This window comes from Mesorhizobium sp. M7A.F.Ca.US.005.03.2.1 (assembly GCF_003997795.1).
GTDB lineage: Bacteria > Pseudomonadota > Alphaproteobacteria > Rhizobiales > Rhizobiaceae > Mesorhizobium > Mesorhizobium ciceri.
In genome coordinates this window covers 1-7450 of sequence record NZ_RZRP01000252.1, presented here as the reverse complement: position 1 = coordinate 7450, position 7450 = coordinate 1, and the positions used below count along the sequence as shown (strand labels likewise).

The window sequence follows — 7450 nt, the reverse complement described above, 5'->3', positions numbered from 1 at the left end:
CCGCTGTTGCTCTCGAACCGGGCTTCCGGCCGAGGACCGGATCAATAGGCGCTGAGGCCGGTGCCCTTGTAGACCTTGTCGAACTCGGCCTTCACCGCCTCGTTCTGATAGGAAGCCACCAGCGTCTTCACCCAGGCCTCGTTCTCGTTACCGGTCTTCACCGCGATGAAGTTGCGGTAGGGATTGTCGGCGATAGGCTCCTGCGCGATGCGGTTTTCCGGCGACAGGCCGCTTTTCAGCGCCCAGTCGGTATTGACTACGGCCGCATCGAGATCCTCGACCGAGCGGCCGACGATACCGGCGTCAAGTTCCTTGATCACCACCTTCTTCGCGTTCTCGGCGATGTCGGCGGTGGTGGCCAGAATGCCGGTGCCATCCCTGAGCTTGATCACGCCCTCGTTCTGCAGCACGCGCAGCGCCCGGCCTTCGTTGGAAGGGTCGTTCGGCACGCCGATGACCGCGCCCTCGGGCAGGTCGGCAACCTTCGTGTATTTCTTAGAGTAGAGGCCGATCGGCCAGACGCCGGTATAGCCGACACGGACGATGTGGTAGCCTTGAGTCTTGATCTGGTTGTCGAGATAGGGCTGGTGCTGGAAGGCGTTGGCGTCGATCTCGCCGCGCTCCAGCGCTTCGTTGGGCTGGGTGTAGTCGTTGAATACCACCGTCTCGATGGCAAGGCCCTTTTCGGCGGCTTGCGCGACGACGACGCGCCAGACGTCCTCGTCCTCGCCGCTGATGATGCCGACCTTGATCGCCTTCTTGTCCTCGGCAAACGACGCATGCGGTGCAATCAGGCTGCCGATCGCGACGACCGAGGCGAACAGCAGAGCAAGGCCACTGCGCCGGTTGACGGTTGACCCGGGGGAAGATGGCAAAGTGTTCTTGAAGTCAGTCATGATTGATCTCTGCGGTTGTGAAGTCATGGCAGCGAGGCGGATTGCCTAGCCTTGGTCGCATCCTCAGAAATTCTATCAAGTTTATCAAAGAACGCGTTTCGCCATTCTCGCCAAAGCCGGGAATATTCTCTCAAAATTTTCAAGAGCGTGAGCAAAAGCCGCCGCTTGACCGGCCGCAGCGGATCGCGGCGCGATCTTGCGCGCGTCTGGAGGTCGTCAGATTCTCAGAGAGCTCAGCGTGCCGTCAAAGCGCGATCCAGGCCGTCTTCAGTTCCAAATATTTCTCCAGCGCGTGCAGCGACTTGTCGCGGCCGAAGCCGGACTGCTTGACGCCGCCGAGCGGCACGGTGATGTCGGCGCCGCCATAGGTGTTGACGTGGACGACGCCGGCATTGATGGCGCGCACCATGCGATGCGCGGTGGAGAGATTGGCGGTCCACACCGCGGAGGCAAGCCCGTAGACGGTCGAATTGGCAAGCCGAACCGCCTCCTCCTCGGTCTCGAAGCGCATGACGCCGAGCACCGGCCCGAACACCTCCTCACGCGCCAACTGCATGTCCTGCATGACATTCTCGAAGATCGTTGGCGCCATGTAGCTGCCACCGGTCTCGGTCAGCATCCGCTGGCCGCCGGTGACGAGACGGGCACCTTCTTCCGTGGCCCTGGCGACGAAACCGAGGTTCTTGTCCAGCTGTTCGGCGCTCGACACCGCACCGACATCGTTGGCGAGATCGAGCGGATCGCCGACTTTCAGCCGCATCGTTGCCTGGAGAAGCTCATCCATGAAGCGGTCATAGACCGACGCCTGGACGAGCAGGCGCGAGCCGGCGACGCAGACCTGGCCGGAATTGCGAAAAATGCCGTTGGCCGAGACGACCGCCGCCTGTTTCAGGTCGGGGGCATCGGCAAAGACGATGTTCGGCGACTTGCCGCCGAGTTCGAGGAAGACGCGCTTCAGATTGGAGCGAGCGGAATATTCGAGCAGCCGCCTGCCGACCGGGCCGGAACCGGTGAAGGCGATGGCGTCGACATCCATATGCAGACCGAGCGCCTCGCCGGTGACCGCGCCAAGCCCGGTGACGACGTTGAGCACACCGGCGGGCAAGCCGGCCTCGCTTGCCAGTTCGGCCAGCCGCAGCAGCGTCAGCGAGGCGATCTCCGGCGGCTTCACCACCACGCAATTGCCGGCGGCAAGTGCAGGCGCGATCTTCCAGGCACCGATCATCAGCGGGAAATTCCACGGCACGATGACGCCGACGACGCCGAGCGGCTCCTTGTGGATCAGTCCGAGCACATTCTCGGCCGTCGGCGCTATCTCGCCATAGACCTTGTCGATGGCCTCGGCATAGTAGCGGATGGTGCCTGCCGCCGACAGCGGTTCTGCCTTGTAGGCCATGCCGATCTCGGTGCCGTTGTCGCGCACACCGAGCACGGCGAGCTCATCGGCGTGTTTCTCGACCAGCTCGGCGAATTTCGTCAGCACCTTCTTTCTCAAGGCTGGTGTGTCGCGCGACCCCTCGTCCTTCTCGAACGCCTTGCGCGCCGACTTCACGGCGCGGTCGATATCGGCGGCGTTGCCGTCGGCGATGCTGGCGAAAGGTCGGCCGTCGATCGGCGACGTCACCGGCAGGCTTGCGCCGCTTGTTGCCTCGACCTGCACGCCATCGATGAACAGGCCCTGCGCGCCGATCTCCGTCTTGCGCAGCGTTTCGATGGCATTCTGACTGATCATTGGTGACGGACTCCTAGGGAAACATGCAATGTGGTTGGCGCGCGGAATTCCCAGCCGCGAAACACCGGTTCCCTGCTCGGCACAAGGCTGAGATCGGGGAAGCGTTGGAGCAACAGCCGCACCGCAAGGCACATCTGCTCGCGTGCGAAGAACCGGCCCGAACAGAAATGATGGCCGAAGCCGAAGGCGGCATGGTTGCCTTCGTTGCGGTTGATGTCGAAGCGGTCGGGATCGGCAAAGCGGCTCTCGTCGCGGCTTGCCGAAGCGACGAGGGCGGCGACGGCAGCGCCGGCCGGGATCGTCACGCCGCCAAGCTCGACTGCCCGCGTCGTCTGCCGCGTCTGCGTGCCGATCGGCGCCACCCAGCGCAGGCCCTCGTCGACCGCCTTCGGCACGAAAGTCTCGGGATCGGCGAGCGCCTGCCGCAATTGCTCGGGACGAGCCAGCAGGCCGGCGAGGATCGAGCCGGCGCCATGTCCGGGCTCCTGCATGCCGCCAAGCAGGATGACCTTGATGCTCGGCATCAGAAAGTCGATCGGCCGCGTCGTGCCCTCCGGCATGCCGTCATGCAGCATATGCGACAGCGCCGAGTCATCTGGCTGGCGCGCAAGTCTTTCCAGCGTCGGCAGGATGGCGTCGCCGACCTCGGCACTGATTGCGTCGGCGATCTCCTGCCGTTTCGGATCGTTCTCGAAATTGATGGCGCCCTGGGCAAGGCCGTAGAACCAGCGGCGCAGCGTCGGCATATCGATGCCGGCAAGGCCGAGCGAGCGCGCCAGGCTGAGCGTCGACACCGGCTCGAAATAATCGGCCATCAGCTCGGCGGAGCCCTGGTTGGCGATCCGGTCCAGAAAAGGTTCGGCAATCGACCGCACGAGGTCGCCGGCATAGGCGGCGACGGTGCGCGGCCGGTATTTCGGGTCGACGCCTTGGCGCAGTTGCTTGTGCGTCTCGCCATCGGTGGTCAGGATGGTCGGCTTGCCGAAGGAACGCTCAACTGGTGACGAGCCGACGACGGCGGAGAAGATCTCGGGCGACTTGGCGACGCTCTCGACATCCTTCCAGCGGGTGACGAACCAAAGATTGACCGCCGGCACGAAAGCGACCGGCGCACTGCGCCTGAGCTCTGCATAGATCGGGTAGGGATCGGCTTCCAATGCCTCGACGGTGAGATTTTCGGCAAAGCTAAAATCCGCCACTCCCCTTGTGGTGTAAGGGGCGGCGTGGCATGCCGCCCCTTTGCTTTTCTCAATCTTTCAGCGGCTGGCCGAGGTTTTTGAACGCGACCGGATCGCGGCTCTTCAGCGCGCTGGCCAGCAGCAGGCCGACGATCGCGGCGATCAGCACCAGCCCCGGCAGGAACACGCCAAGGAAACCGCCGGCTCCCGACAGGCTGCCGAAATTGATGACGATCAAATAGATGATGATGACGAAGGCGATGAAGGTCAGCCCGGGCAGGATGGTGGTCTTCAGCGCATTCTCGTGGGCCGCCGGGTTGGCGCGGAAGAACATCACCACGGCAAGCGATGCCACCGCCATCATCACGATGACACCGAGCGTCGCGACATTGGTCAGCCACGAAAACAGCGCCAGCACCGGATCGAGGCCGAGCACGGCGAACAGGCCGACAACGACCGCGGCGAGCACGCTCTGGATGACGGAAGCGACATGTGGGCTCTGGTGCACCGGATGCGTCACGCCGATCGTCTGCGGCAACAGCTTCTCGCGGCCCGAGACGTAGATGTAGCGCGCAACCGCATTGTGGAACGCCAGCACGCCGGCAAACAGGCTCGACACGAACAGGATGCTCATCGCCTGCGAAAGCATCGTGCCGGCGTAGCGGTCGGACAGGCCGAACAGGAAGGTCGTCGGATCCTGCAATCCCTGCAGCGTCGGCAGCAATTTGTCGACACCGGCGCCGACCGCCATCAGCCATGCCGTGAGCATGTAGAAGACGCCGATCAGCACGACCGAGAAATAGGTGGCGCGCGGAATGGTGACCTTTGGGTCGCGGGCTTCCTCGGCATAGATCGTCGTCGCCTCGAAACCGATGAAGGCGGCGAAGCAGAACAGGATGGCGATGGCCGGCGAGCCGCTGACGATCTGGCTCCAGCTGAATGGCGCCGCCGACAGGCCGCTATCGCCGCCGGTCTTGAGGATGGCGATATCGAGGATCAGCACCACAAGATATTCGCACAGCACCAGCACCGTCAGGATCTTGGCGGAGAGGTCGACCTGCCGATAGCCGAGCACGGCGACCAGCGCGATGGCGATGAAGCTCCACACCCACCAGGGCAGGTTGATGCCCCAGCCGGCGAATAGGCCGGCGGTTGCGGCGCCCAGCAGGCCCATGACGCCGATCTGCATGGCGTTGTAGGACAGGATGGCGATCAGCGCCGTGGCGCCGCCGGCCATGCTGCCGAGGCCGCGTGCGGCATAGGCATAGAAGGCGCCGGCATTGCCGACATGGCGTGACATGGCGACATAGCCGACCGCGAACAAAAGCAGCAGCACGGTCACGATGAGATAGGTGCCGGCAAAGCCGGCGCCATTGCCCATCAGCATGCCAAGCGGCGTGCCGCCGGCGACTGCCGTGAGTGGGGCGGCCGCAGAAATCACCATGAAGGTGATGGCGCCGACGCCAAGACTGTTCTTGCGCAGCCTGTTGGCCGGCGCCTGTTCCGAGACTGCTGTCATTGATCCCTCCTGTTTGCAAACCCTTGAGTTCGCCGGCCGAATGGCCTGTCCCATGCACTCTGGTGGTTGGTTCATTATTTGAACCGTTATTTTGAATATAGACTTGCAAACAATGCTGATGCCTGTCAAGTTAATTCACACGTTAAATGATTGTCCCGAACCGGGAGGCAAATTTGAGTACGGTCGGAAAAGCGATCTCGCTTCTGGAGCTGTTCAACGTCGACGAGCCCGAGCTCGGCCTGTCCGATCTGGCGCGCCGCTCGGGCTTCGACAAGGCGACGACAAGGCGGCTGCTGGTAGCGCTGGCCGGCCGTGGTTTCGTCGAGCAGGATGCGGGTACGCGGCACTATCGCCTCGGCGCCGGCCTGTCGCGGCTGGCGCGCATCCGCGAGGCGCGCTTTCCCTTCCTGCAGACGGCCGTTCCGCTGGTGCGGGACCTGGCCGCATCGACGGCCGAGACCGTGCATTTGTCGGAATTCGGCGTCGACAGGCTGGTCACCGTCAACGTCGAGCATCCAGCATGGGCAAACCGGGTCAACATCGACATCGGTCAGTTGCTGCCTTTGCATTCGACCGCGTCGGGCATCGCCTATCTGGCCTTCGCCCGCGACGAGACCGTCAAGGCGTGCCTGACGGGTTCGCTCGATGCCTTCACGGCCCATACGCTGATCGAGCCGGCCGCCATCTCAAGATCCATGGGCGAGGCGCGCGAGCGCGGCTATTCGATCTGCGACCAGGGCTATGAGGAAGGTGTGATCAGCGTCGCGGCGGCAATCCGCGGGGCGGATGGCTTTGCGCTCGGCACCATCGCGGTGGCCGCGCCAAAGGCCAGAACGACGGCAGCCGCGATCGCGGAACGGGGACTTGCGGTGATGGAAGCGGCACGGGAGATTTCGATGCGCCTCAACGGCGAGAACCTGCAAACCCTGAGGAGGCAGGCCTGATGCCCTCGGAGACAGCGCCCCGCATCCTGGTCATCGGCACGGGCGACACAAAGGCCGAAGAGCTGTTGTTCATGAAACAGTGCATCGAGCAGTCGGGCGGCAGCGCCGTGATGATGGATGTCAGCGTGCTCGGCGACCCGCCCTACAGCCCGGACCACGATAAGCACGCCGTGGCGCGGGCGGTGGATGTGACGATCGCCGAGATCGTTTCGAGTGGTGACGAGAACACCGCCATGACGCTGATGGCCGGCGGCGCCGTGCAACTGGTGCGCAAGCTCCATCAAAACGGCGAGATCGACGCCTTCATCGCCATCGGCGGTTCGATGGGAACCGATCTGGCGCTCGACGTGGCGCTTTGCCTGCCGCTCGGCGTGCCGAAATTCGTCGTCTCGACCATCGCCTATTCGCACCTCATCCCACCCGAGCGCGTCGCGCCCGACCTGATGATGATCCTCTGGGCGGGCGGGCTGTACGGCCTCAACTCGATCTGCAGGCTGGTCCTGTCACAGGCCTGTGGTGCGGTCGTCGGCGCGGCGAAAATCGTGCTGGCGTCGCGCGTGTCGGCGCGGGCAACAGGCCCGACCATCGGCATGACCTCGCTCGGCAGCAGCTGCCTGCGCTACATGAAGACGCTGAAGCCGGCGCTGGAACAGCGCGGCTATGACGTTGCCGTCTTCCACACCACCGGGATGGGCGGCCGTGCCTTCGAATCGATTGCCGGCCAAGACCATTTTTGCGCGGTGTTCGATTTCAGCCTGCAGGAAATCACCAATCATCTCGCGGGATCCGTCGTCAGTTCCGGCACCGACCGGCTGGAGAATGCCGGCGCCCGCGGCGTTCCGCAGATCGCAGCACCCGGCGCGGTCGACATGGTCGATCTGCCGACCTGGCAGGATTTGCCGGCTAAATTCTCGACGCGACCGTTTCATGCCCATAACAGGCTGATCGCTTCGATCACCGTCGATGCCGACGATCGCCGCCAGGTCGCCAGGACCATCGCCGCCAAGCTCGGTGCCGCCAGAGGCCGCTCCGCCTTCATCCTGCCGTCCCAGGGCATCCAGGAATGGGACGTGGAGGGCGAGCCGCTCTATGAGCCGGAAGCCCTGGCCGCCTTCACTGACGAAATGCGCAAGGTCATTCCCGCCGGCGTCGAGTTCCACGAGATCGACGCTCACATCAAC

General features: G+C 63.9%; 6 protein-coding genes. 2 read left to right on the top strand and 4 right to left on the bottom strand.

Translation table 11 applies throughout. The annotated features are described in order from the left end of the window. Positions 1 to 41: 41 nt before the first annotated feature. The 4 genes from EN991_RS15840 to EN991_RS15825 form a co-directional block, all read right to left on the bottom strand. Entirely contained in the window at positions 42 to 896 is an 855-nt protein-coding gene (locus EN991_RS15840) for a MetQ/NlpA family lipoprotein (protein ID WP_127369105.1), read from the bottom strand. Positions 897 to 1140: 244 nt separating this feature from the next. Then, positions 1141 to 2628 carry an aldehyde dehydrogenase gene (locus tag EN991_RS15835; RefSeq protein WP_127369104.1) on the bottom strand — a complete coding sequence of 496 codons (1488 nt, stop codon included), beginning with the start codon at positions 2626 to 2628 and terminating at the stop codon, positions 1141 to 1143. Beyond that, positions 2625 to 3827: a cytochrome P450 gene (locus EN991_RS15830; RefSeq protein ID WP_127369103.1), complete on the bottom strand. Its 1203-nt coding sequence runs from the start codon at positions 3825 to 3827 to the stop codon at positions 2625 to 2627. The genes EN991_RS15835 and EN991_RS15830 overlap by 4 nt, the downstream gene beginning before the upstream one ends. 49 nt (positions 3828 to 3876) lie before the next feature. Beyond that, positions 3877 to 5325 (bottom strand): APC family permease, encoded by a 1449-nt coding sequence (locus EN991_RS15825; RefSeq protein WP_063170911.1) that lies wholly within the window; start codon positions 5323 to 5325, stop codon positions 3877 to 3879. A gap of 173 nt (positions 5326 to 5498) precedes the next feature. Here EN991_RS15825 and EN991_RS15820 point away from each other — a divergent pair, with 173 nt between their 5' ends. Then, entirely contained in the window at positions 5499 to 6269 is a 771-nt protein-coding gene (locus tag EN991_RS15820) for an IclR family transcriptional regulator (RefSeq protein ID WP_127369102.1), read from the top strand. Then, positions 6269 to 7450 (top strand): Tm-1-like ATP-binding domain-containing protein (locus EN991_RS15815; protein WP_164769104.1); only part of this gene is annotated, 1182 nt, incomplete at its 3' end. The genes EN991_RS15820 and EN991_RS15815, both read left to right, overlap by 1 nt.